This window comes from Azospirillum sp. NS33 (genome assembly GCF_059703765.1).
In genome coordinates this window covers 1-24,404 of sequence record NZ_BAAKJB010000054.1, presented here as the reverse complement: position 1 = coordinate 24,404, position 24,404 = coordinate 1, and the positions used below count along the sequence as shown (strand labels likewise).

The 24,404-nt window shown below is 73.1% G+C and carries 25 protein-coding genes and 1 pseudogene; 13 read left to right on the top strand and 13 right to left on the bottom strand.

The window, feature by feature from the left end:
• Positions 1-154: 154 nt before the first annotated feature.
• Positions 155-325, top strand: a complete 171-nt coding sequence (locus tag AC6H2I_RS29035) for a hypothetical protein (RefSeq protein ID WP_497504275.1) — start codon at positions 155-157, stop codon at positions 323-325.
• Positions 326-458: 133 nt separating this feature from the next.
• On the opposite strand, the gene AC6H2I_RS29030 is transcribed toward AC6H2I_RS29035, so the two are convergent.
• From AC6H2I_RS29030 to AC6H2I_RS29020, 3 genes are all read right to left on the bottom strand, one after another.
• Positions 459-1,076, bottom strand: coding sequence for a hypothetical protein (locus AC6H2I_RS29030; protein ID WP_497504274.1), 618 nt, complete (start codon positions 1,074-1,076; stop codon positions 459-461).
• A gap of 11 nt (positions 1,077-1,087) precedes the next feature.
• Positions 1,088-1,537, bottom strand: coding sequence for a hypothetical protein (locus tag AC6H2I_RS29025; RefSeq protein ID WP_497504273.1), 450 nt, complete (start codon positions 1,535-1,537; stop codon positions 1,088-1,090).
• 137 nt (positions 1,538-1,674) lie between these two features.
• Entirely contained in the window at positions 1,675-2,490 is an 816-nt protein-coding gene (locus tag AC6H2I_RS29020) for an ImuA family protein (RefSeq protein ID WP_497504272.1), read from the bottom strand.
• Between the two features lie 175 nt (positions 2,491-2,665).
• On the opposite strand from AC6H2I_RS29020, the gene AC6H2I_RS29015 reads away from it, so the two are divergent.
• Genes AC6H2I_RS29015 through rlmH form a run of 4 tightly spaced genes read left to right on the top strand, consistent with a single transcriptional unit; the run spans position 2,666 to position 5,503 of the window.
• Positions 2,666-3,946: a glutamate-5-semialdehyde dehydrogenase gene (locus AC6H2I_RS29015; protein WP_497504271.1), complete on the top strand. Its 1,281-nt coding sequence runs from the start codon at positions 2,666-2,668 to the stop codon at positions 3,944-3,946.
• Positions 3,927-4,571, top strand: a complete 645-nt coding sequence (locus AC6H2I_RS29010; protein ID WP_497504270.1) for a nicotinate-nucleotide adenylyltransferase — start codon at positions 3,927-3,929, stop codon at positions 4,569-4,571. Before AC6H2I_RS29015 ends, AC6H2I_RS29010 begins: the two co-directional genes overlap by 20 nt.
• Positions 4,568-5,008 (top strand): ribosome silencing factor, encoded by a 441-nt coding sequence (rsfS, locus tag AC6H2I_RS29005; RefSeq protein WP_497504269.1) that lies wholly within the window; start codon positions 4,568-4,570, stop codon positions 5,006-5,008. Before AC6H2I_RS29010 ends, rsfS begins: the two co-directional genes overlap by 4 nt.
• Positions 5,009-5,044: 36 nt before the next feature.
• Positions 5,045-5,503: a 23S rRNA (pseudouridine(1915)-N(3))-methyltransferase RlmH gene (gene rlmH / locus AC6H2I_RS29000; protein WP_497504268.1), complete on the top strand. Its 459-nt coding sequence runs from the start codon at positions 5,045-5,047 to the stop codon at positions 5,501-5,503.
• 35 nt (positions 5,504-5,538) lie between these two features.
• On the opposite strand, the gene AC6H2I_RS28995 is transcribed toward rlmH, so the two are convergent.
• The 8 genes from AC6H2I_RS28995 to AC6H2I_RS28960 form a co-directional block, all read right to left on the bottom strand.
• Complete coding sequence (locus AC6H2I_RS28995; protein WP_497504267.1) at positions 5,539-6,531, bottom strand: ABC transporter ATP-binding protein; 993 nt, start codon at positions 6,529-6,531, stop codon at positions 5,539-5,541.
• The gene (locus AC6H2I_RS28990) at positions 6,528-7,574 is read right to left on the bottom strand and encodes an ABC transporter ATP-binding protein (protein WP_497504266.1); all 1,047 of its coding nucleotides are present in this window, start codon (positions 7,572-7,574) and stop codon (positions 6,528-6,530) included. Before AC6H2I_RS28990 ends, AC6H2I_RS28995 begins: the two co-directional genes overlap by 4 nt.
• Positions 7,575-7,591: 17 nt before the next feature.
• Positions 7,592-8,650: a D-TA family PLP-dependent enzyme gene (locus tag AC6H2I_RS28985; RefSeq protein WP_497504265.1), complete on the bottom strand. Its 1,059-nt coding sequence runs from the start codon at positions 8,648-8,650 to the stop codon at positions 7,592-7,594.
• Positions 8,651-8,668: 18 nt separating this feature from the next.
• Positions 8,669-9,055 (bottom strand): RidA family protein, encoded by a 387-nt coding sequence (locus tag AC6H2I_RS28980; protein WP_497504264.1) that lies wholly within the window; start codon positions 9,053-9,055, stop codon positions 8,669-8,671.
• Positions 9,056-9,069: 14 nt separating this feature from the next.
• Entirely contained in the window at positions 9,070-10,686 is a 1,617-nt protein-coding gene (locus AC6H2I_RS28975) for an N-acyl-D-amino-acid deacylase family protein (RefSeq protein WP_497504263.1), read from the bottom strand.
• A complete protein-coding gene (locus AC6H2I_RS28970) occupies positions 10,686-11,579 on the bottom strand; it encodes an ABC transporter permease (protein ID WP_497504261.1) in 894 nt (297 codons plus the stop codon). The genes AC6H2I_RS28975 and AC6H2I_RS28970 overlap by 1 nt, the downstream gene beginning before the upstream one ends.
• Before the next feature lie 14 nt (positions 11,580-11,593).
• Positions 11,594-12,535 carry an ABC transporter permease gene (locus AC6H2I_RS28965; RefSeq protein ID WP_497504260.1) on the bottom strand — a complete coding sequence of 314 codons (942 nt, stop codon included), beginning with the start codon at positions 12,533-12,535 and terminating at the stop codon, positions 11,594-11,596.
• Between the two features lie 69 nt (positions 12,536-12,604).
• Entirely contained in the window at positions 12,605-14,164 is a 1,560-nt protein-coding gene (locus tag AC6H2I_RS28960; RefSeq protein ID WP_497504259.1) for an ABC transporter substrate-binding protein, read from the bottom strand.
• Positions 14,165-14,328: 164 nt separating this feature from the next.
• On the opposite strand from AC6H2I_RS28960, the gene AC6H2I_RS28955 reads away from it, so the two are divergent.
• On the top strand, positions 14,329-15,078 hold the full coding sequence (locus AC6H2I_RS28955) for an IclR family transcriptional regulator (RefSeq protein WP_497504258.1): 750 nt from the start codon (positions 14,329-14,331) through the stop codon (positions 15,076-15,078).
• On the opposite strand, the gene AC6H2I_RS28950 is transcribed toward AC6H2I_RS28955, so the two are convergent.
• Both AC6H2I_RS28950 and AC6H2I_RS28945 read right to left on the bottom strand, forming a co-directional pair.
• The gene (locus AC6H2I_RS28950) at positions 15,067-16,674 is read right to left on the bottom strand and encodes a sensor histidine kinase (RefSeq protein ID WP_497504257.1); all 1,608 of its coding nucleotides are present in this window, start codon (positions 16,672-16,674) and stop codon (positions 15,067-15,069) included. The two genes, AC6H2I_RS28955 and AC6H2I_RS28950, sit on opposite strands and share 12 nt — an antisense overlap.
• Complete coding sequence (locus tag AC6H2I_RS28945; RefSeq protein ID WP_497504256.1) at positions 16,671-17,357, bottom strand: response regulator transcription factor; 687 nt, start codon at positions 17,355-17,357, stop codon at positions 16,671-16,673. Before AC6H2I_RS28945 ends, AC6H2I_RS28950 begins: the two co-directional genes overlap by 4 nt.
• A 164-nt stretch (positions 17,358-17,521) precedes the next feature.
• Between AC6H2I_RS28945 and creD the strand changes: the two genes are divergently transcribed.
• The 7 genes and pseudogenes from creD to AC6H2I_RS28910 form a co-directional block, all read left to right on the top strand.
• Positions 17,522-18,964 carry a cell envelope integrity protein CreD gene (gene creD / locus AC6H2I_RS28940; protein ID WP_497504255.1) on the top strand — a complete coding sequence of 481 codons (1,443 nt, stop codon included), beginning with the start codon at positions 17,522-17,524 and terminating at the stop codon, positions 18,962-18,964.
• Between the two features lie 24 nt (positions 18,965-18,988).
• Entirely contained in the window at positions 18,989-19,216 is a 228-nt protein-coding gene (locus tag AC6H2I_RS28935; protein WP_497504254.1) for a hypothetical protein, read from the top strand.
• A gap of 64 nt (positions 19,217-19,280) precedes the next feature.
• A complete protein-coding gene (locus AC6H2I_RS28930) occupies positions 19,281-19,430 on the top strand; it encodes a hypothetical protein (RefSeq protein WP_497504253.1) in 150 nt (49 codons plus the stop codon).
• A gap of 128 nt (positions 19,431-19,558) precedes the next feature.
• On the top strand, positions 19,559-21,121 hold the full coding sequence (gene gpmI, locus AC6H2I_RS28925; protein ID WP_497504251.1) for a 2,3-bisphosphoglycerate-independent phosphoglycerate mutase: 1,563 nt from the start codon (positions 19,559-19,561) through the stop codon (positions 21,119-21,121).
• Between the two features lie 10 nt (positions 21,122-21,131).
• Positions 21,132-22,562 carry a murein hydrolase activator EnvC family protein gene (locus AC6H2I_RS28920; protein ID WP_497504250.1) on the top strand — a complete coding sequence of 477 codons (1,431 nt, stop codon included), beginning with the start codon at positions 21,132-21,134 and terminating at the stop codon, positions 22,560-22,562.
• The gene (locus tag AC6H2I_RS28915) at positions 22,563-23,939 is read left to right on the top strand and encodes a S41 family peptidase (RefSeq protein WP_497504249.1); all 1,377 of its coding nucleotides are present in this window, start codon (positions 22,563-22,565) and stop codon (positions 23,937-23,939) included.
• Between the two features lie 29 nt (positions 23,940-23,968).
• Positions 23,969-24,404 (top strand): annotated as a pseudogene (locus AC6H2I_RS28910) (hypothetical protein); the annotation flags it as partial.

Here is a 24,404-nt window from a genome sequence, read left to right as displayed (position 1 = left end):
GACCTGTGTCAAGTTGAGGTCCGGAACTTGCAATATCATGGTCGGGTGCACAGGTCGGAAGAAGGGGTGGCGTCGACACCGCCGCCTCATCCACCCGCCGCATCCACCCGGCGTCCCGCCACGTCCCCCCGTTCCCCGCTTATGGAGGCCTGCCATGATGCCCTGCCCCTGGGTCGCTGACCGCGAGATGGAGCGGCGGCGCGCCGAGCGCTCGGCAGAGATCGCCCGGCAACTGCCGCTCCACGTGGAGGATCCCGTGTGGCGCGAGCCGCCGGACGTGGACGACACCCGCAGCAGTGTGCCGGACTGGGCGTCGCGTTACTGACACGCGCGCCCCGCCCGGCCGGCGTCCCGGCACGCGCCTTCCCATCGGCGCGCGGTCGGGGTCGGCGCGGTCGGGGTCGGGGTCGGCGCGGTCGGCCCTGTCTGTATCCGGCCGTCCCCCGTTCCGGGCGTTTCTATTCCTGGGCGTTGTAGAGCCAGTCCGCGGCCCAGGCGCCCATCACGCCCGACGCGATGACGGCGACCCGGCTGAAGGCCTGGGAGGCCGCCGAGGCCATGGGCACGCCCACCGAATCCACGCCGGCGCCGACGTAGTAGGGCAGCCGGCCCACCATCCCCCCTGTCAGCACGTTGCCGGCGACCACGCCACCGAGGGCGCCGGCGCCCAGCGCCATCCAGTAGGCGTAGTCGGTCTCGTGCCCGGTCCACTGGTCGTACGCGTAGGTGGCGGCCAGCGCGCCGGCGCCGCCCGACAGGGTGGCGACGATGCGGCTGCCCAGCGCCACGTCGTAGGGCACGGCGGCGAGCGCCCCGCCGGCCAGGGGGACCGTGCCCAGGCCCCCGGTCAGCACGTTGAAGGCGACGATGCCGACGATGGCGCCGGCGCCCACGGTCAGCAGCTGGCGGTCGATCGGCCAGCCCCCGGCGGCGGCGTCCGGAAGGGCCGGGCCGGCGTCCGGGAGGGAGGGCGCGGCGTCCGGGACGGCCGCGAGCGGGGCCGCCTCCTGGGCATGCGCGGCCACAGGGGCGAGGGCCAGGGAGGTGGCGAGGGCGGCGGCGAGCGTCCTGCGCATGGTGGGCATCCTCACTCGGCGCTGTAGAGGTGGTTGGCGATCCAGGCGCCGGCGACGGCGCTGCCGACGGCGTAGACCCGGCTCATGGCCACCGACATCTCGGCCGGGACCATCATGCCGCCGGCGTAGGCGGCCCCGCCGGGCAGGGCGCCGAGGCCCAGCGCGACGAGGTTGAAGCCGACCACCCCGGCCAGGGCGCCCAGCCCGATCACGATGGGGTAATAGTTCCCCGCCGCGATGGAGGCGGCGGCGGGAGCGGTCGCGGCGGCGGGCGGGGCGGCCTCGGCGGCGGGGTCCAGCGCCTCGGGCACCACGGATTCCAGAGCCGGCGGCTCGGCCGGGGCGGGCGCCGCCGGAGCCGCCGGAGCGGCGGGCACGGGCTCGGTCACGGTCTGGGCGTACACGGCGGCCGGCCCGCAGGCGAGCAGGACGACGAGCAACGCGGTCAGCATACGGCGCATGAAGCACTCCCTCGGGGCGGACGGTCCGGACGGGCCGGAGGATAGCCGACCGGGTGGGCCCGCGCCAAGGGAGGTGGTGCGAAAAAATGCGGACATCGACCGGCCGGCTTACCTCCGATTGTCCCGAGGGATACGGATCAGGCGCGCCGCGCCACCCGGCCCCCCGGTTCGCCGCCCGCGGGGCGCGTCGCCGGGACGCCCACCTCCTCCGCGACCGCCGCCAACCCGCCGTCGCGCCACTCCAGCAGCCAGGCGCCCGGCCGGCCGCCGCGGCAGCGCAGCAGCTCCGCCCGCCAGCGCGGCGCCCCGACCCCGGGCTCGGGCGCCGCCAGCGCGTCGTCCCCGGTGCCGAGGGCGGTGCGGCCGCTGGGGGCGGCGGTGACGCGCCAGCGCGTGACGGCGGCGCTGGCGGCCGCCGGCCGGGCGTCCCGCGGCAGCAGCAGGCCGGTCACCCCGCCGGCCTCGGCCGCCAGCTGCAGGCGGCGGCTGGCGGTCAGGTCCGCCGTCCCCAGCTCGCCCAGCACGGCGGCCAGGGCATGGCAGCGCAGCGCCTCCTCCATCGCCCACAGGGCCTCGGCGTCGCGCCGCGCCCGCACGGCGATCAGCCGGTCCGGCCCCAGCCCGTACCCGGCGAGCCCCGGCGCGTGGAGGTCGCGCCCGCGCACGATCCACACCACGGGGGCGTGCGTGCGGGTGGCCAGCAGGCGGGCCAGCAGGGCCGCCGCGAAGGCGGTGCCGGCGCCGGGGTCGGCGGCGGCCACCTCGTGCAGGCAGCCCAGCGGCAGGCCGCCGTCGGGCAGTGCGGCGTCCAGCGCCGCCACCCCCAGCGGCAGCGCCCGCCCCTCCCCCACCCCGCCGAGCCCCTCCAGCCGGCGGATGCGGCCGCGCAGCTCGGTCACCGCGGCGGTGCGGGCCGCGGCGGGCGGGGGACGCGGGGTGGGGGGCGAGGGCATGGGGCGTCTCCGGGCGGCAGCGTGTTCGTGCTATGTTCTAGCACGACCCACGCCCCGGCGGGAGTCCCGGGCGCCGATCGCCGGCCCCCCGCACGCTTTGCGCGGCGCCGGCGATCGGCTACAGTCCCTGCCCTTGCCGCCCCGCGCGGCCGACCGGAACAAGGAACCGTCCCCCGTGTCTGCCCTTCAGGATACCGCCGATCCCCTCGCCGACCAGATGCAGGCCATCGGCCGCAACGCGCGCGCCGCCGCCGCGGTGCTCGCCAACGCGCCGGCGCCGGCGAAGGTGGCGGCCCTGGAGGCCGCCGCCGCGGCCATCCGCGCCGGCGCCGCCACCATCCAGGAGGCCAACGACCGCGACGTCGCCGCCGCCCGCGGCCGCGGCCTGGCCGAGCCCCTGGTGGAGCGCCTGACCCTGACCCCCGCCCGCATCGCGGCGATGGCCACGGGGCTGGAGGAGATCGCCGCCCTGCCCGACCCCATCGGCGGGGTGATCGCCGAATGGACGCGGCCCAACGGGCTGCGCATCCAGCGCGTGCGGGTGCCGCTGGGGGTCATCGGCATCATCTACGAGAGCCGGCCCAACGTCACCGCCGACGCCGGCGGCCTGTGCCTGAAGTCGGGCAACGCCGCGGTGCTGCGCGGCGGCTCGGAGAGCTTCCACTCCGCGCGCGCCATCGCCGCCTGCCTGGCCGAGGGGCTGCGCGCCGCCGCCCTGCCCGAGGCCTGCATCCAGCTCGTCCCCACCACCGACCGCGCCGCGGTGGGCCACATGCTGACCATGCGCGAGCACATCGACGTGATCGTGCCCCGCGGCGGCAAGTCGCTGATCCAGCGCATCGCCGACGAGAGCCGCATCCCCGTCATCAAGCACCTCGACGGCAACTGCCACGTCTACGTGGCGCCGGGCGCCGAGCTGGAGAAGGCCCGGGCCGTGGTGCTCAACGCCAAGATGCGCCGCACCTCCATCTGCGGCGCCGCCGAGACCCTGCTGGTCGACCGTGCGGTGGCCGCCAGCCATCTGCCGGCCCTGGTCAAGGACCTGCTGGACGCCGGCTGCGCGGTGCGCGGCGACGCCGCCGCCCAGGCCGTCGACCCCCGCGTCACCCCGGTGGCCCCCGAGGACTGGGACACCGAGTACCTGGACGCCGTCATCGCCTGCGGCGTGGTGGACGGGGTCGACGCCGCCATCGACCACGTCAACCGCCACGGCTCCCACCACACCGACGCCATCGTCACCGAGGACGCGGCGGAGGCCGAGCGCTTCCTGCAGCGGGTCGACAGCGGCATCGTGCTGTGGAACGCCTCGACCCAGTTCGCCGACGGCGGGGAGTTCGGCATGGGGGCCGAGATCGGCATTTCCACCGACAAGTTCCACGCCCGCGGCCCGGTCGGGGCGGAGCAACTCACCAGCTACAAGTACGTCGTCCGCGGCGATGGGCAGACCCGCCCGTAAGGCCGCCGGCCCCCACCCGCGCTCCGGACCGCTCTACGCGGGGCTGCGGGTGGGGCTGCTCGGCGGCTCGTTCAACCCGGCCCATGACGGCCACCGCCACATCAGCCTCTACGCCCTGAAGCGGCTGCGGCTCGACCGGGTGTGGTGGCTGGTCAGCCCGCAGAACCCGCTGAAGCCGGTCGCCGGCATGGCGTCGCTGGACGAGCGCCTGGCGTCGGCCCGCGCCGTGGCCCGCCATCCGCGCATCGTGCCGACGGCGCTGGAGGCGGAGCTGGGCACCCGCTACACCGCCGACACCCTGGCCCGCCTGACCCGGCGCTTCCCCCGCACCCGCTTCGTCTGGCTGATGGGGGCCGACAATCTGCGCCAGATCCCGCGCTGGCAGCATTGGAGGTCTGTGTTCACCACCGTCCCCATTGCGGTCTTCAGCCGTCCGACCTATTCTCTGGGGGCGCTGGGGGGCATGGCCGCCCGGCGTTACGCCCGTCAGCGGGTGTCCGAACAGCGGGTTGGCAACCTCGCCGCCATGCCGGCACCGGCATGGGCGTTCTTGCGCAACCCCCTGCACCCGGCCTCTGCGACGGCGATCCGGCGGGCACGGGCCCGCGGATCGGAACCCCAGTGACAGAGGTGGGAACCATCAACACGCACTTGCACATCGCCGCCACGACCGTGCGGCCCGCGCCCGTTCCTCAGGAACTTCCCCAGCCCGGGGATCTCAAGGCGCTCATCGAGCAGTCCTTGGACGCCGACCAGGCCGAGCACATCGTGACCATCGATCTTGCCGGCAAGACCAGCATCGCCGACTACATGATCGTCGCGTCGGGACGCAACGCCCGCCACATCGCCGCCATGGCCGACCGGCTGCGCGCGAAGGCGAAGGAGGTGGGCCTCCGCCATCTCGAGGTGGAGGGGGTGCCGCAGTGCGACTGGGTGCTGATCGACGCCGGTGACGTCATCGTCCACATCTTCCGCCCCGAGGTCCGCAGCTTCTACAACATCGAGAAGATGTGGGGCCTGGAGGCGCCGGCGGTGGACACCCAGCAGCGCCTGCTCGCCTGATCCCGGCACGCCGAGACCGGACGGAGGCGGGCTGAGATGCGCCTGTGGCTCGCCGCGGTCGGGCGGGCCAAGGACGGCCCGACGCGCGGCCTCTATGCCGAGTACGCCGGCCGCATGGGCTGGCCCCTGACGCTGAAGGAGGTGGAGGTGAAGAAACGCCTCCCCCCCGACGCGCTGAAACGTCAGGAGGCCGACCTTCTGCTCGCCGCCATCCCCGCGGGGGCCACCGTGGTGGCCCTCGACGAGCGCGGGGCGGCCCTGGACAGCGCCGCCTTCGCGCGGCGCCTCGAAGGCTGGCGGGACGGCGGGGTGGGCGACGTGGCCTTCCTCATCGGCGGGGCCGACGGCCATGGCGACGCGGTGCGCCAGCGCGCCGACCTTCTCCTGTCCTTCGGGCCGATGACCTGGCCCCACATGCTGGTGCGCGGCATGCTGGCCGAGCAGCTCTACCGCGCCCAGCAGATCCTCGCCGGACATCCCTATCACCGGGTCTGAGGGTGCAACGGCCACCTGCCCGCCCCCCGTGACGCTCACCCCGCCGCGATGTCGTCGCGGATGCAGCTCACCAGATGCCCCGGCGCCACCTCGCGCGGCTGGCGCGCCGCCGGCTCGGCACACGCCGAGAGGGCGAAGCGGCAGCGGGTGCGGAAGACGCAGCCCGACGGCGGGTTGATCGGGCTGGGCACGTCCCCCTCCAGCAGGATGCGCGCGCGCCGCGCGTCGGGATCGGGTTCGGGTGCGGCCGACAGCAGGGCCAGAGTGTAGGGGTGGCGGGGAGCGGCGTAGAGCCGTTCGGCCGGGGCGAGTTCCATGATGCGGCCGAGATACATGACGGCGACGCGGTCGCTGACGTAGCGCACCACCGCCAGGTCGTGGGCGATAAAGAGCACCGCCAGCCCCAGCTCGCGCTGCAGGTCGCGCATCAGGTTGACCACCTGGGCCTGCACCGAGACGTCCAGCGCCGACACCGGCTCGTCGGCGACGATGAAGTCGGGCTCCACCGCCAGCGCCCGGGCGATGCCGATGCGTTGGCGTTGGCCGCCGGAGAACTCGTGGGGAAAACGGTCGAGGGCGTCGGCACCGAGGCCGACCCGTTCCAGCAGCGCCGCCACCCGGTCGCGCCGGTCCGCGCGCCCGCCGATGCCATGGATGGCCAACGCCTCGCCGACGATGGCGCCGACCCGCTGGCGCGGGTCGAGGCTGGCGTAGGGGTCCTGGAAGACGATCTGCATGCGCCGGCGCTGGGCGCGCATCCCGGTCTTCGACAACTCCGTCACCTCGACGCCGTCGAAGCGGATCGAGCCGCCGGTCGGTTCCAGCAGGCGCAGGATGGTGCGCCCGACGGTGGTCTTTCCGGACCCGGATTCGCCGACCAGCCCAAGCACCTCGCCGCGGCCGACGTCGAAGGACACGTCGTCGATCGCCTTGACGGCGGCGACCGGGCGCTGCAGCAGCCCGCCCTTGATGGGGAACGACTTGACGAGGTTGCGGACCTCCAGCAGGGGCTGGCTCGTCTCGTTCATGACATCTCACTCCAGCGCATGCACCGGACGGCGTGGGTGGCGGTGACCGCCTCCAGCGCCGGCTCGGCGGCGCTGCAGGCGGGACGGGCGTGGTCGCAGCGTGGCGCGAAGGTGCAGCCGCCCGGTCGGGTGAAGGGGCTCGGCACGTTGCCGGGGATCGCCTCCAGCCGGGCGTCGGCGCCGCGCGCCTGGCCGAGGCGCGGCATGGAGGCCAGCAGACCGCGGGTGTAGGGGTGGCGCGGCGCCTTGAACAGCGAGCGCACGTCCGCCTCCTCGACCACCCGCCCGGCGTAGAGCACGGCGACGCGGTGGGCAATCTCCGCCACCACGCCCAGGTTGTGGGTGATGAACAGGATCGAGGTGCCCGTGTCGGCCTGGAGCTGGCGCATCAGGTCGAGGATCTGCGCCTGGATGGTGACGTCGAGCGCCGTGGTCGGCTCGTCGGCGATCAGCAGGGACGGCCGGCAGGCCAACGCGATGGCGATCATCACACGCTGGCGCATGCCGCCCGACATCTGGTGCGGGTACTCGTCGAGGCGCCGCGCCGCCGCCGGGATGCCCACCATCTCCAGCATCGCCACGGCGCCCTCGCGGGCCGCCCGGCGGTCGAGGCCGCGGTGGCGGCGCAGCACCTCGGCGATCTGCTCGCCCACGGTGTAAACCGGGTTGAGCGAGGTCATCGGCTCCTGGAAGATCATGCCGACCTCGTTGCCGCGGACTCGCCGCATCACCCGCTCGCCCACCTTGGCAAGGTCGCGCACCGTGCCGTCGCGGCCGCGGAACAGGATCTCGCCGCGGGCGATGCGGCCGGACGGCGCCGTCAGCAGGCGCATCACCGACAGACTGGTCACCGACTTGCCGCTGCCGGACTCGCCGACCACCGCCAGGGTCTCGCCGTGATGGACGCGGAAGGACACCCCCTCGACCGCGCGGGCCACCCCGTCTTCGGTGGCGAAATGGGTGTGCAGGTCGCGCACCTCCAAGGTCGTGACGGCGCCGCCGCCGTCCTCCTCCGTCGCCGCGGCCGCCCGGGTCTCGCTCATCGCCCCGTCCTCCGGTCTCAGCGCGTGCAGCCGCGGGCGGCCACCGGCCAGGTGTCCACCACCTCGCCGCCGCGGCTCAGCACCACCGCGTCGTGCAGGTTGGAGACGACGCAGACGTGGTTCGGCACGATGCGGATGCGCTCGCCGATCTCCGGCCGGCGGGCGCAGACGGTCAGATCGACCACGCCATGCTCCTCGTTCAGTCCGGTGATCACGGCCTCGGGGTATTCCAGGATCAGGCCGTAGCCCTCGCCGACCGACGGGGCGACACGGTCGCTGGACAGCGTCTTGGAGCCGCTGTCGATCACCGCGCGGGTCGGCGTCGGCCGGCTGACCACGGTGGCGTGGACGTGCAACGCGCAGTCGTCCAGCGTCGCCGCACCGGCCGCGACGGTGGCGCGGTCGTGATAGATGTAGGTGCCGACCCTGAGCTCGGTCGCCCCGTCCACCTCATGGGTCTCCCACACGCCGGGCGTGCCGCCGACCGAGACGACGGGGATGGGCAGGCCGGCCGCCGCGAACATGGGCCGGGCCGCGTCCAGGAACGGCACCGTGCGGGGTCCGCGGGGGTAGGTCATGAAACCGCCGAAGGCCAGAACGCCGGTGGCGACGGCACGGCGCGCCAGCCCCAGGGCCTCCTCCGGCGACTGCACGCCGCAGCGCCCGCCGCCGGAATCGAACTCCACCAGCACGACGATCTCGCGGCCCGCCTGCCGGGCCGCCGCGGCGACGGTGTCCAGGGCCACCGGGTTGTCCAGCGCCACCGACAGCCGGCACATGGCGGCCAGTGCGGCCAGCGGCGCCACCTTGGCGGGGCCGACCACGGGGTAGGTCAGCAGGATGTCGCCGCACCCCGTGTCGGCCATCACCTGCGCCTCGCTGATCTTCTGGCAGGTGATGCCGACCGCTCCCAGCTCCATCTGCCGCCGCGCAAAGGCCGGCAGCTTGTGGGTCTTGATGTGCGGCCTGAGCGCCAGGCCGTGGCGGTCGCAATAGGCCTGCATGGTCGCCAGGTTGTGCTCGACCCGGTCGAGGTCGATGACGGGAACCGGCGTGTCCAGCTCGTCGAGGCGCATGGCGATGGCCCTCCGGGATCAGGCGGTTTCGGGCAACACGGCGATGCAGTCGATCTCCACCTGGATGTTGTTCAGCAGGCAGCCGATCGTCGTGCGGGCCGGAGGCAGGTTGGGAAAGAACTCGGCGTAGATCGCATTGTACTCCTGGAACCGGCCGAGATCGGTGAGGTAGGTGTTCACCTTCACCACATGCTCCAGACCGCAGCCGGTCTCCTGCAGGATGATCTCCAGGTTGCGCAGGGTCTGGCGCACCTCGCCGGCGAAGTCGGCCGGCTTCTCCCCGGTCCCGGGGTGGTGCGGGCCTTGTCCGGACACGAACACCAAGCCGTTGGCGACGATGGCGTGGCTGTACTGGCCGGCGGGCTTCACGGCACGTTCGGCGAAGATCGCCGTGCGGTTGGACATGGTGTCCCTCTCGGTTACGGATGGTCGTTGCGGGTCAGCACGCGCCCGGGGCGCGCACCGGTCGGCGTCCCGGCGCGCAGCACGAAAGCGCCGGAGACGAGGACATCGGTGATGCCGCAAGGCGGCAGCGTGGGCGATTCAAAGGTGGCGCCATCGGCAACGTCGTCGCCGAACAGCACGAGGTCGGCGACCATGCCCGGCCGCACCAGGCCGCGGTCGGCCAGGCTGAAGCGCTGGGCCGGCACCGCCGTCATGTGGCGCACCGCCTCCTCCACACCGGGGCCGCCGGCCTCCCGCCGCATCGCCTGGAGGTAGCGGGGAAAGCTGCCATAGGCGCGCGGGTGCGGGCGCCCCCCCTCGCGCGGCAACGCGTCGGAGCCCAGCATGTGCAGACGGTGGCGCAACACCCCATCCAGGTCGTCCTGGTCGAGCTGGAACATGACGATGTTGGTGCGCCCGCCGTCGGCGGTGATCAGCCAGGCCAGCGTCTCGAACGGCGCCTCGCCGCGGGACGCCGCGATCTCCGCCAGCGACCGGCCCTCGACGCCGGTCAGCGCAGCCTCGGCGACGCCGCCGATGCGCACGTTCTCCCAACCGATCAGGCGCACCTTCGACTCCCAGCCGGGATCGCCGGGAGCCACGCCGTCCTCCACCGCCCGGCGCAGGACGGCGCGCCCCACGGGATCGGCGAGGCGGGCGAGCAGGGCCGGCGTGCCACCGGCCTGGGCCGACGGCGGCAGCAGTTGGAGAATGGTGCTGGACCCGGCAGGATAGGGGTACATGTCGACGCTGACGTCGATGCCGTCGCGGCGCGCCGTCTCCAGCCGCTCCAGAGTGCGCGGCAGGCTGCCCCAGTAGGGGCGGCCGGCCGCCTGCAGGTGGGACAGCAGGCCGCTGGCCCCGCCGGCCTTGAGCAGGTCGAGGAACTCCTCCACCGATGCCGTCAGCCCGCCCTCGTAGGAGCGGACGTGGGCCGCCAGAAGAGCGCCATGCTCCGCCACCACCTCGGCCAGACGCACCAGCTCCGCCCGGTCGGCCCAGGCGCTCGGCGGGTAGACCAGCCCCAGGGACAGCCCGTGGGCGCCCTGGCGAAGCTGCTCCGCCAGCAGACCGGCCATGACCTCCCGCTCAGCCGGCGTCGCGGCACGGGACTCCCAGCCCATGACGGCGAGGCGCAGGGCGGCGTGGCCGACCAGCGACACCAGGTTGATGGCGGCACCGTCGGCTGCCGCCTTGTAGCCGCGGAAGTCGGCGAACACCTCGCCCTCGGCGACGGCGCCGAGCAGCCCGGCGAAGTGGTCGCGCAGGTGCGGCGGGGCCGTGGCCTCGTGCGGGTAGAGGCCGAAGGAGCAGTTGCCGACCACCACCGTGGTCACCCCCTGCGCCACCTTTTCCGGCCGGCCACGCTGGCGCAGGAAGGCCAGGTCGTCGTGGGCGTGGGCGTCGATGAAGCCGGGCGCGAGGTAGCGCCCGGCCGCCTCCACCACCTCCGCGCCCTCCGGCACGGCAAGGCGGTGGCCCACGGTGGCGATGCGCCCCTTGACCGTGAGCACGTCGGCGGGGAACCAGGGGGCGCCGGTGCCATCGACGACGCGGGCGCCACGGATCAGGATGGCGGGAGCGGTATCCATCACGTCACCTTTTGCAGACGCGGGTCGAGGGCGTCGCGCAGGCCGTCGCCGACCACCTGGAGCGACAGCACGGTCAGCACGATGGCCAGGCCGGGGGCCAGCATCAGCCAGTCGGCCTGCTGGAAGTACTGCTGGGCGCCGGCGATCATGTTGCCCCAGGTCGGCGTGGTCGGCGGCACGCCGACGCCAAGGAACGACAGCGCCGCCTCGGTCAGGATTGCGTAGGCGAAGATGAAGGTCGCCTGGACGATGACCGGCGACAGCAGGTTGGGCAGCACGTGGGCCAGAACGATGCGCGGCGTCGTGGCGCCCAGCGCCGTCGCCGCCTCCACGAAGGGCAGCTCGCGCAGCACCAGCACGGCGGCGCGGACCACCCGGGCGACCCGCGGGGTGTAGACGATGCCCAGTGCCAGCACGACGTTGAACAGCGACGGCCCCAGGGCTGCCATGAAGGCAATGGCCAACAGGATGTCGGGAAAGGCCATGAGGGCGTCGGTGAAGCGCATGAACAGCCCGTCCAGGCCGCGGACATAGCCGCCCACCAGCCCGATCAGGGTGCCGATGACGGTGGCGACCACCACCACCAGTGCGCCCACCAGCAACGACAGCCGCGCCCCCAGCAGGACCCGGGCGAGCACATCGCGGCCGAACTCGTCGCTGCCGAACCAGTGGGCGCCGCCCGGGGCCTGCAGACGGTTGAGGATGTCCATGGCCATGGGGTCGTAGGGCGTGATCCACGGCGCCATGGCGCCGCACAGCACGATCACCGTCAGCACGACCGCGGCGGCCAGCACCATGCGGCGGCGGAACAGCCGGCGCAGCAGCAACGCCAAAGGCGAGCGGGAGCTCCGGGTCCCGGGTGCGGCGGCGGCGGCGGCCGGCAGGCTTGCCATCTCCCTCGTCTCCCTCAGTAACGCACGCGCGGGTCGACCACGGCGTAGAGCAGGTCGACCGACAGGTTGATCAGCACGTAGATGCCCGACACCACCAGCAGCGCCCCCTGAATCACCGGGTAGTCGCGGCGCAGCACGGCAGAGACCACCAGGTTGCCCACGCCGGGCAGGCCGAACACCGTCTCGGTGACGATGGCGCCGGCGATCATCACGGCGGCGGTCAGGCCGATCACCGTAAGGATCGGGATCATGGCGTTGCGCAGCGCGTGCTTGAGCACCACCGTGGCCGGCGCCAGCCCTTTGGCGCGGGCGGTGCGCACGCAGTCCTCGCCCAGCACCTCCAGCATGCTGGTGCGGGTGAAGCGCAGGATCAGCGCCGAGTTGGGGATGCCAAGCGCCACCGCCGGCAGCACGAGGTGGCGCAGTCGCTCCGCCAGGGACGCGCCGGGCGGCCCGTAGCCGGACACGGGAAACCACGGCAGGTCGACCGCCAGGTACTTCATCAAGGTGAGGCCGATCCAGAAGCTGGGCACGCTGGCCGCCAGCATCGCCAGCCCCACCGCCACCTGATCGACTGCCCGGCCGCGCGCCACCGCCGAGACGATGCCGACGGGAACACCGATCAGCACGGCGATGCCCACCGACATCAGGGTCAGAAAGGTGGTCAGCTCCGCCCGCTCGGCCAGCGCCTGGGCGACCGGCCGGTCGAGGAAGATGGAGTGGCCGAGGTCCAGCGCGGCGATCTGCTTGAGGTACAGGAGGAACTGCACCAGCAGGGGCTCGTCCAGGCCAAGCCGCGTGCGCAGGGAGGCGATGTCCTCCGGCGTGGCGGCGGCGCCGAGCATGACGGCGGCGGGGTCGCCCGGCACCACGCGGGCGATCACGAACACCACCGCGGCGACGATCAGCATGACCGCCAGCATGCCGCCCAGCCGGCGGACAACATACACGAACATGGACAGCCTTCCCCTGTGGACCACCCGTTCCATACCCGCCGGCGCGGGCGGGGATGGAACGGGAACGCCTTACTTCGCCAGCTCGACGTTCCAGAAGAACGGCCAGGGCATGGGAGTGTAGCCCTTCACCGCCGTGCTGGCGGCGGCCAGGTTGTAGAACTCGCCGACCTTGATGGTGGGCACCTGGGCGTAGAACAGGGCCTGCAGCTCGGCCCAGCGGTCGTGCCGCCTGGCCGGGTCCATCTCACTGTTGAAGGCGGCCAGCGCCTGCTTCTTCTCCGGGGTATCCCACCAGCCGGGGTAGGCCGGGTTGACGAAGGTGATCAGCGACGGCTCCGGCACGAAGGTGTGGTAGGTGAAGAAGGCGTCCCAGGCATTCTCGTCGCCCCGGCGCTGGATCAGCGTCGCCCAGTCCAGCACCTGCAGGTCGACGGTGAAGCCCGCCTGCTGCAACTGCGCCTGGGCCACCACGCTCATCTTGTAGAGGAAATCGTACTGGGTGGAGGTGAGGATGCGGAACGGCTCGCCGTTGTAGCCCGCCTGCTTCAGCAACTCCGCCGCCTTCGCCACGTCATGCTGGTTGTAGCCCTGGGCGCTGGCCTCGTCGTAGAAGGCGGTGCCGGAGGCGTAGACCGACCCCTCCAGATCGAAGAACGACGGATCGCCGAAGGCCGCCAGCATCATCTGCTGCGGCGCCAGGGCCGCCAGCACCGCCTGGCGCACCGCCTGGGTCTTGGCCACGCCGGCGCGCGAGTTCATGATCATCAGCGGAAAGCCGAAGGGCTTGACGATGATCGGCTGGACGCCGTCGTTGCCCTTCATGGCGGCCAGCATCTCGGTCGGCAGGCTGTCGGCGAACTGGTACTGCCCGGCGACGACGCCCTGGACGCGGGTCGCGGCGTTGGGCATCGGCACGAAGCGGATCTCGCCGATCTTCGCCTCGCGCTTGCCGCCATAGCCGTTGGCCGCGCCCTCCGGCGAGGTGTAGGCGTCGAAGCGGACCAGCCGGATGTACTGGTCGGGCTTGTGCTCCAGCAGCTTGTAGGGGCCGGTGCCGACCAGGGCCTTGAGCGGGTTGGCGCCGTCGATGACCTCCTCCGGCACGATGGCGGCGGCACCGTTGTTCATCGCCAGCAGCGAGGTCAGCGGCGCGAACGGCTCCTTCAGCGTGATGACGACGGTGGCGTCGTCCTTCGCGGCGATCGCCTCGATCGCCGCCGCCGCGGTCTTGCCGCGGGGCGACACCTTGGTCCAGCGCTCCAGCGAGGCCACCACGTCGGCCGCCGTCATGGCGCTGCCGTCGTGGAAGGTGACGCCCGTGCGCAGGGTCACCGTGTAGGTGCGCCCGTCCTCCGACAGGGTGGGCAGGGACGCCGCCAGCAGCGGAGTCAGCGCCCATTCCTGGTCGAAGGTGAACAGCGTCTCGAACATGTGCTGGGTGATGATGCTGACAAGGTCGGAGGTGACCCCGACAGGATCCAGCGTCGGCGGCTCGCCGATGGTGGCCACCGTGATGACCGATCCGGCCGGAGCGGCCGACCACGCCGGCACCATGGGAAGCCCGAGGGTCAGTGCCGTCGCCGTCCCGGCGGCGCCAATGGAGAACACGCGTCTGCTGATCGGGTTCATCATCTCCCCCTTGTTCTGTGGGTCGTGCTGATGCCGCACGGGACGTCCGAAATACCGGACACTGTTCTTGTATCCCGGATACGCGAACGGTATACTGGACATTCCCTCGCAGCAAGGCCAAACAGGCGAGCCAGCTCACGAGACGAAGGGGGACACCGTTGAGCATGACCCAGCCGACGGGACGGGCCCGCGGCATCGACCGCGTCATCGACATCCTGGAGTACCTGCACCAGCGGCGAGGGCCGGTGCGCATCGCCGACATCGCCCGCGACACCGGCACCCCGCGCTCGACGATCTACGAGATCGTCAACCGCCTGGTGGAGGCCCATTGGCTGGAACCGCGCGACGGCGACAGCATGGTCTTCTTCGGGCCCGCCATGCATTTCTACGGCAACGCCTATCTCGAGGGCGGCGACCGCATCCGCGCCGCCCGCGCCGAGGTCAAGCGGCTGGTGGAGCTGACCGGCGAGACGGCACAGTACTGTGCGCTGGAAGGAGACAAGTACACCGTGGTGCTGAACGAGCCGGGCCGCCGGACCTTCCGCATCAGCTCCGACGTCGGCGTCAGGGTGCCGATCCCGTGGACCGCCTCGGGGCGCCTGCTGGTCGGTCACCTGTCCCTGCCCCAGGTGACGGCGTTCATCCCGCCGGAGGACTTCACCCTGCCCGACAGCCGGCGCATCGCCCCGGCGGACTTCGTCGCCGAGGTGGCACACGCCGGCAACGCCGGCTACGCCCGGACCACCGGTCTGGTCGACCGCTTCACCACCTGTCTGGCCGCGCCCGTGCGTGACGCGTCGGGGCGCTGCGTGGCGACGGTGTGCCTGGTGGTGCCGGCGGACACCAGCGAGGCCAGCCTGGCGGAGATGACCGCCGCCCTGCAGGCCAGCGGCCGCAAGCTGTCACTGGCCTGAGGCCCCGCCGGGCGGCGGGGACCGGCGCAGGCGGACCTCGAACACCGCACCGGCCGCCGACGGCAGCAGGGCAAGACTGCCGCCATGGGCGGCGACCAGCCCCTTGGTGATGGCAAGGCCGAGACCGGTACCACCCCGGTTGCGGGCCGTGGTGAAAAAGGGATCGAAAATCCGCGCCGCATTGGCGGCGGACACGCCGGGGCCGTCGTCACTGACCCGGATGACCGCCTGGTCCCCCTCGGCGCAGGCAGCGACGGTGACGTCGACGCCCGGCCCACCGTGGCGCACCGCGTTGTCCACCAGGTTGGAGAGCACGCTTTCCAGGGCGTCGCGTGCCATGGCGACCGGCAGCGCGCCGGGGAGGCGCGTCCGAGCGCCGAGTCGCGCGGCGACCCCGGCGGCGACCGGCACGGCGTCGGACACGACGTCGTCACCGACCGCCAGCACGTCGGCCCGCGCCAGTTCCAGCAGGCGACGGACAAGGCGCGACAGCCGCTCCGCCTCCGCCCCCATGTTGGCCAGGAAGCGGTCCCGCTCCTCCACCGACATGCTGTCGAGATGATCGCGCAGCAGTTCCACGGTGCCGCGGAAGGTGGTGAGCGGGGATTTGAACTCGTGGGAGACGTGGGCCGCGAAGTCGCGGATGTAGTCGGCCCTCTGCTCCAGGGTCGCCGCCATGCGGGTCAGCGCCTCCGACAGCTCGGCCACCTCGCGCACCGCCGGCCGCCGCAACGGCGTCATCACCCCGCGCTCGCCTTCCGCCGTGCGTTTGGCCAGGGCCGTCACCGTGCGCAGGGGTCGGCTGATGGCCACCGTGCCGAGACGCGCCAGCACACCGATCGAGACGAGCAGCAGGATCGCGAGCCCGGCCAGATGCCAGCGCTTGCCATAGAGGGTGGCGGCCAGCGAGCGCGGTGTGCGCGACAGCAGGATGACGCCGATGACCCGGTCGCCGGCCAGCACGGGGTGGGCGGTGAACACCCGCAGATACGCACTGTAGTCGGACAGCCCGTAGCGGAGGCCGAGCGCCGGTGCCCCGGAGCGGTCCCGCAACACGCTCACCGGCTCGCCCGCCAGGGCGCGACGGACCTCCTCCTGGGCCGCCAGGGACAGGCCGAACGCCTCGCCGGAGCTGGCCACCACGATCCCCTGGTGGTCGGTGACCCGCATGCCGGCCAGGGTGACCCGCTGGGCCTCGCCGAGAATCGGTGACAGGGCGACACCGGCCCGCGCCGCCGCCGGCTCCACCGCGTCCATCGGCACCACCGGCTCGGGCGGCGGCGGCAGCACCGGGTCCTCCGCCAGGTCGAGCCCGGCGACCCAGGGCATCCAGGGGTCGTCATAGCCCGGCTGTTGCGTCCACCGGGGATCGACCGGGGCGCCGAGCCGCTCGGGCTGCCCGCCTGCCGCCAGCCAGGCGCTGCGGTACACGGCGGCGAGGACCCCGGCCTGGGCGATCAGTTCCGACTCGGTCTGGCGGATCAGGGCGCTCTCGTAGAGCCGCAGGAACCACAGCCCGCTCAGCGGCAGGGCCAACGCCGCCAGGTTCATGGCCAGCAGCACCGTGGCGATGGACAGACGCCGTCGCCGCCTCATCGGCACTCGGACAGCTTGTAGCCGATGCCGTGCACCGTCTCCACCGGCGCGCCGCCCAGGGCCTGGAACTTGGCCCGCACCCGGCGGATGTGGCTGTCCACCGTGCGGTCGGCGACGTAGTGCTCGACGGTGTAGGCTCCGTCCATCAGTGCGTCGCGGCTGAACACCTTGCCCGGCCGCTCGGCCAGCGTGCGCAGCAAACCGAACTCGGTGGCGGTCAGCGGCACCTCGGCCCCGTCCCAGAAGGCGCGCACGCCGTCCAGGTCCAGGCGCAGGCGGTTGTGGCGGAGGTCCGTCGCGGCCGCCGGAGCCGTCGCCGGCGGCTCGGCGCGCCGCAGCAGCGCCTTGACCCGGGCCACCAGTTCGCGCGGCGAGAAGGGCTTGGTGACGTAATCGTCGCCGCCGAGCTCCAACCCCAGGACGCGGTCGATCTCGTCGTCGCGCGACGACAGGAAGATGATCGGGACGCGGCTGTCGCGGCGCAGCGCCCGGCACACGTCGGTGCCGTCCATCTCCGGCATTGTCACGTCCAGCAGGACGAGGTCCGGTGCGCCGGCGCGCGCCAGTGCCAGCCCCTCGGCCCCGTTCTCCGCCTCCACGACGGCGAAGCCGTCGCGGGCCAGGGCGAAGCGGACGATGTCGCGGATGTGGGGATCGTCGTCGATCAGCAGGATCTTGCGCATGGCGGCGACACTCTACCGCAAGCCCTGCACGAATTCTGCACGGGGAATCCGTCTCCGCTGCACCGGCCCGTCATCACCGCCGCACGGCCGCCCGCCACCCTGGGCGGCGTGCCGCGGCCGGGGCGTCCCCAGGGCCGACGGCAGCCTTTCTGGAGACGAAAACGATGACATCCTCCCCTCCCCCGCCCCCCTCGGCGCCCCCCGCCACGCCCCGTCCCGCCGGTCGCGGGCCCAGGCGCCACACCGCCAAGGCCCTGCAGATCGTCTTCATCATCCTGGGGACCATGGTGGCCGGCGTGCCGATCTCCGACATCATCGCGGAACGCGAAGCCCGGCAGGAGGAGGTGCGCGAGGACTTCCGGACCAGCTGGGGGCCGGAACAGACGGTGCAGATCCCGCTGCTCGCCGTGCCGTACCTGCGCTTCACCGACTGGACGGCGCCGTTGCTGGGAGCCGGCGGCCCCCGTGAATACCTGATCCTCGCCCCCGAAACGGCGTCGGCCCGGGTGGTCCTCGCCCCGGAGGAGCGCCGCCGCGGCCTGTTCACCGCCACCGTCTACGAGGCGGCGGTGCAGGTCACGGGACGCTTCGCCATCCCCTCGCAGGCGCGCCTCGACGCGCTGGTGGAGGGTGGCGTGTCGATCCAGTGGGAGGACGCGATCCTCGTGATGCGCACCACCCGGCTCGGCAGCATGACCGCCAAGGACCACGTGAACTGGAACGGCGCCCCCGTCCCCTGGCAGAGCTGCGTGGAACTGATGGCGCACCCCGGGGAGTGCCGTCCCGAGACCCTCGTGGCCCGGCCGCCGCTGTCCGCACCGCCCGCCGCCGGCCAGGCGGTGCCGTTCCAGGCCGCCGTCACCGTCCGCGGCAGCGGCGCCTTCGCCCTGGCTCCGGAAGGCCCGCGGGTCACCGCGGTGATGGAGGCGCCCTGGTCGACCCCCAGCTTCTACGGCGCAACGTTGCCCTCCGACACGACGATCGACGCGGGCAGCTTCGCGGCGCAGTGGCGGGTCGTCGATTCCTCGCGGCCGCTCCTCTGGTCCACCGCGGCGCTCAAGGACGCCGTCGCGGAGAAGCGCTTCTCGCCGATCGGCGTGCAGTTGCTGGAGGCAACGCCGGTCTACCGCATGGTCACCCGCGCGGCGAAGTACGCGGTGCTGTTCGTGGTCTTGTCCTTCGCCCTCTACGCCCTGTTCGAACTGCTCGGCGTGGTGCGCATCACCGTCGTCCAGTACGGGCTCATGGGCGTCTCGCTGACCCTGTTCGCCCTGCTGCTGGTCTCCCTCGCCGAACCGCTGGGATACCGCACCGGCTATTGGATCAGCGCCGGCCTGGTCACCGCCCAGGCGTCCCTCTACACCGCCTCCGTCACCCGACGGCGCTTCCCCACCCTGCTCTTCACGGCATCCCTGTCGGCGCTGTTCATCTTCCTTTACGTGCTGCTCGGCATGGAGACCTACGCCCTGCTGACCGGGACCATGGCCCTCTTCCTGGCCCTGTGCGCGGCCATGGTGGTGACCCAGCGGCTGAGGCGGCGCGGCGACGGCAAAGCGGCGCCCGACGGCGACGAGGCGCCGCCGGCCGGCGCGCTGCACGCCAACTGAACGCCCCGGGGGGAGGACAAAGCGATGACCGTGATCGCCATCCACAGCGCGCAGACCACCCTGTGCCGGTTGATCGCCCGCGCCGCCGCCGGCGACGAGATCCTGCTGGCCCGCGGGACGGGGGTTCTCGTCCACCCCGTGCCGGTCCGTCCCACCCGGGGAGGCCGGCGCCGGCTCCCTCTCCCCCGGGACGCGGCGCAGGCATGGCTGCACGCCGTCCGGCGGCGGCTCGACGAACGGGCGCTTCCTTGATTGCCATCCGGCGACAAAGCACCGGCTGGGCGAGCGTCCCGGCGCCGCGGCCGGTGCTGTCGACGTGGACCGCATGTTGACCGCCCGGGCCATGATCGAGGATCTGGTGCTCGTCTCGAACGAAGAGCCGTTGGACCGCCACGGCGTGCGCCGGCCCTGGTCGGCCCTTGACCGCGACCGGGCGCGAATTGACGGTGCCGGGGCGGGCCACTAAGTTTGCAACGTACGGATTGACCGCGGCGCGCCCCGGCCCGCAGCGGATTGTCCATATCTAAACAGAACATAAATCGGACGCACATCCCTCGCGGTGCCAACGAGCCCAGTCGGAGAAAGGACCCACCCATGCCCGAGACCCGTCCCCCCCGTCCCGTCGTGCTGTGCATCATGGATGGCTGGGGTTACCGCGAGGAGACGGCCGACAACGCCGTGGCCCAGGCCGACACCCCCGTCTTCGACCGGCTCTGGGGGGGCGAGCCGCGCGCCTTCCTCGACGCCAGCGAGGAGGAGGTGGGCCTGCCCAAGGGGCAGATGGGCAACTCCGAGGTCGGGCACATGAACCTGGGCGCCGGCCGGGTCGTCCGGCAGGACCTGGTGATGATCGACCACGCCATCGTCGAGGGCGACCTCGAGCGCAACGCCACCCTCGACGGCCTGGCCAAGACCCTGAGCCGCACCGGCGGGCGCTGCCATCTGATGGGCCTGTTGTCGCCGGGCGGCGTCCATTCCCACCAGGACCACATCGCGGCGCTGGCCGCCGTGCTGTCGCGCGAGGGGATTCCGGTGGTGGTCCACGCCTTCACCGACGGGCGCGACGTGCCGCCCCAGTCGGCCCGCGACCAGGTGGCCGAGTTCATGGCCGACGTCCACGAGCTGGCCGGCGTCTCGATCGCCACCGTCAGCGGCCGCTACTACGCCATGGACCGCGACAAGCGGTGGGAGCGCGTGGCCAAGGCCTACGGCGCGATCGCCCAGGGCGAGGGCCTGCGCGCCGCCGACCCGATCGCCGCCATCGATCAGAGCTACGCCGCCGGCACCCATGACGAGTTCATCCTGCCCACCGTCATCGACGGCTACGCCGGCATGGCCGACGGCGACGCCATTCTGATGGCCAATTTCCGGGCCGACCGGGCGCGCGAGATCCTCGCCCCCTTCGTTGACGACGATTTCGACGGGTTCGAACGCGGCACCCGGCCGGCGCTGGCCGCCGTCGCCGGCATGGTGGAATACTCCGCGGCGCTGGCCGAGCGCATGGCGACCATCTTTCCGCCGAAATCCCTGACCAAGGTGCTGGGCGAAGTGGTGTCCCAGGCCGGGCTGAAGCAGTTGCGCATCGCCGAGACCGAGAAGTACCCGCACGTCACCTTCTTCTTCAACGGGGGCGAGGAGCGCCAGTACCCCGGCGAGGAGCGCATCCTCGTGCCGTCGCCCAAGGTCGCGACCTACGACCTGCAGCCGGAGATGTCGGCCGACGAGGTCACCGACAAGGTGGTGGCCGCCGTCGACAGCGGGACCTACGACCTCGTGGTCATCAACTACGCCAACCCCGACATGGTCGGCCACACCGGCATGCTGGACGCGGCGATCAAGGCGGTCGCCACCGTCGACCGCTGCGTCGGCCGGCTGGAGGAGGCGGTGCGCCGCCAGGGCGGCACCATCCTGCTGACCGCCGACCACGGCAACTGCGAGCTGATGAAGGACCCCAACACCGGCGGGCCGCACACCGCCCACACCCTGGACAAGGTGCCGCTGGTGCTGGTCAACGGCCCGGCCGGCGCGGCCATCCGCAGCGGCCGCCTGGCCGACGTGGCGCCGACCCTGCTCGACCTGATGGGCCTGCCCCAGCCGGCCGAGATGACCGGCAAGACCCTGCTGGACCGCGGCGCCGCCCGCGCGGCGGCGGAATAGGCGGCCCGGCATGACCCGGGAGGGCCGACCCCACGCGCCAGCCGCCCGGGGCCTGCCGGGCCGCCGGCCCTCCCGCCGCGCCGCCGCCGCGGCCGGCCTGCTGCTGCTGCTGCCCGCCGCGCCGGGGGCCGGCGCCGCCCCGGCGGAGCGCCCGGACCAGACCCTGGAGCGGGTCGAACAGGAGATCCAGGCCGACGAGGCCCGCCGCCGCTTCCTCGACCGCCAGACCGAGGCGCTGGAGGCCGAGGCCGAGGCCCTGCGGGACCAGCTCGTGGCGGTCGCGGACCGGGCCCGCGCCCAGGAACGCGAGCTGGTCGAGCTGGAGGACACGCTCGCCGCCCTGGAGGTCGAGGAGCAGGATCGCGCGGCCTCGCTGGACGAGCAGCGCCGGCAGATCGCCCGCCTGCTGGCGGCGCTGCAGACGCTGTCGCGGGTGCCGCCGGAGGTCGCCATCGCCCGCCCCGGCGGCCCGGTCGACACCCTGCGCTCCGCCCTCATGCTGCGCGAGACGGTGCCGGTGCTGCGCGCGCGCGCCGACACCCTGGCCAGCGCCCTGCACCGCCTGGCGGAGGTGCGCGAGCGCCTGGTCGAGCAGCGGTCGCAGGCCGAGGCGGCCCGCACCGCCCTGGCCGGCCAGCAGGCCGAGATCGCCCGGCTGGTCGCCCGGCGCGAGGCGCTGTCCGAGCAGACCGAGGCGGAGCGCCAGAGCGTGGCGCGCCACATGGCCGCCCTGGCGGCCCAGGCCGGCGACCTGCGCCAGCTCATGGACCGCATCGAGGGCGAGCGCCGGGCGACCGTCGCGGTGGCCGCCCGCCAGGAGGCCGAACGGCTCGACGACGAGCGCCGGACGCGGGTCCGCGCCGAGGCCGCCCGGGCCGACGCCGCGCGGCGTGCGGCCGAGACGCCGGCCAAGAGGCCCGCGGAGACGCCGGCCAACGCGCCCGCGGAGACGCCGCCGGCACCGCCACGGGACGCGGCGCCAGCGAAAGAGGTTGCATCGCTGCCCGGCGCTTCCGATCTACCGCTTTCATCCATCCCGTCGCTGGGGGGCGGCCTGCGCCAGCCGGTGGTGGGCCGCGTGGTCACCCGCTACGGCCAGGCCGACCGCTACGGCGCGCCGAGCCGCGGCCTGACCATCCGCGCCCGCGCCGGCACCCCGGTGGTGGCACCGACGGCCGGCACGGTGATGTTCGCCGGCGCGTTCCGCAGCTATGGGCAAATCTTGATCGTCGAACACGGCAATGGATATCATAGTCTGATTGCCGGACTTGGCCGGATCGACACGGCCGTCGGCAGGACCGTGGCGGCGGGGGAGCCCATTGGATTGGCGCCGAACGCGGCGGACGATTCCCCTGAACTCTACTACGAACTGCGAAGACACGGGCAGCCCATCAATCCGCAGCGTGGCATCGGCGCTCCGGAGGGGAAAGGACAAGGGTAGATGAGGATGATGAAGCGAGCCGCCTCCGCCGCGGCGTTGGTGTTCCTGGGCGCGGGCATCGCCACGGTCACGGCGGACACGAACACGTCGGAGACCTACCGCCAGCTCAATCTGTTCGGCGACGTGTTCGAGCGCGTGCGCGCCGAGTACGTCGAGGAGGTGACCGACGAGCAGCTCGTCGAGGCCGCCATCGGCGGCATGCTGACGTCCCTGGACCCGCATTCCAGCTACCTCAACCGGAAGAGCTTCCAGGACATGCAGGTGCAGACCCGCGGCGAGTTCGGCGGGCTGGGCATCGAGGTGACCATGGAGAACGGCCTGATCAAGGTCGTCTCGCCCATCGACGAGACCCCGGCGTTCCGCGCCGGTCTGCAGCCCGGCGACCTGCTGACCCACCTCGACGGCGAGCCCATCATGGGCCTCTCGCTCAACGACGCGGTGGACAAGATGCGCGGCCCCGTGGGCACCGACATCAAGGTGACGGTGCGGCGCGGCGAGGCCGGCGAGCCGTTCGAGGTCACCCTGACCCGCGCCGTCATCAAGGTGCAGTCCGTGCGCTTCCGCGCCGAGGGGGAGATCGGCTACATCCGCATCACCTCCTTCAACGAGCAGACCCAGGCCGGCCTGGAAAAGGCCATCGGCTCGCTGCAGCAGGAGCTGGGCGACAAGCTGAAGGGCTACGTGCTCGACCTGCGCAACAACCCCGGCGGCCTGCTCGACCAGGCGGTGTCGGTGTCCGACACCTTCCTCGACAAGGGCGAGATCGTGTCGACCCGCGGCCGCCAGGCCGAGGACGGCACCCGCTACAACGCCAAGGCCGGCGACATGGTCGGCGGCCAGCCGGTGGTGGTGCTGGTCAACGGCGGATCGGCCTCGGCCTCCGAGATCGTCGCCGGCGCGCTGCAGGACCACCGCCGGGCCATCGTGCTGGGCACCCAGACCTTCGGCAAGGGGTCGGTCCAGACCATCATCCCGTTGCCCGGGCACGGCGCCATGCGGTTGACCACGGCCCGCTACTACACGCCGTCCGGCCGCTCCATCCAGCAGCTCGGCGTGACCCCGGACATCGAGGTCCACCAGGCCCGGCTGGAGGAGGTCGACCTGGCGGCGCGGCGCCGCGAGGCCGACCTGCGCCACTCCCTGCGCAACGACACCAGGCCGGCCACACCCGAGGAGGCCGCACCGGCCGAGCCGGCGCCCGGCCCCGGCGCCGCCGCTCCGGCCACGCCGGCACCCGCCCCCGACGCCGCCCCCGCGCCGGAGGGGGAGGCGGCCAACGACAACACGGGCGAGCCGCCGTTCGACTACCAGCTCGCCCGCGCCGTCGACCTGCTGCGCGGCCTCGCCCTGTTCCAGGCGCGCGCCGCCACCAACTGAGCCCCCAGGGGCCGAACCGGAGACCGCCGTTGAACGCCGCCGCCCTGCTGGGCCGCCTCAAGGTCTCGCCGCGGTCCGTGTGGCCGCGGCGGGCGACGGGCGACACCGCCGCGCCGCAGGGCGCCCGACGCCGCTGGCGCCCGTCCCGGCCGAGCGCGGTGGCGGTGGCGTATGGGGTGCTGCTCGCCGCGCTGGCCGGCACCGCGGGCTGGCTGGCGGTCGCCGGACCGCCCGTCGGCACCGCCTGGACCGAGGCGACCCCGCAGGTGAGGGTGGCGGTGGACGGCGGCGCCCCCCTCGCCGAACCAGCGATGGCCGCCGCCGCCGCGCCGCCGGCCGCCGCGGCCCCGGAGCACGGTGAGCCGGGGCTCGGCGACCAGGGACACGGCGGCGCGGATCACGGCGAAGCCGACGGCGGTGACGGCCACGCAGCGCCGGCCCGGCCGGCGCCCAGGCTACGGCGGC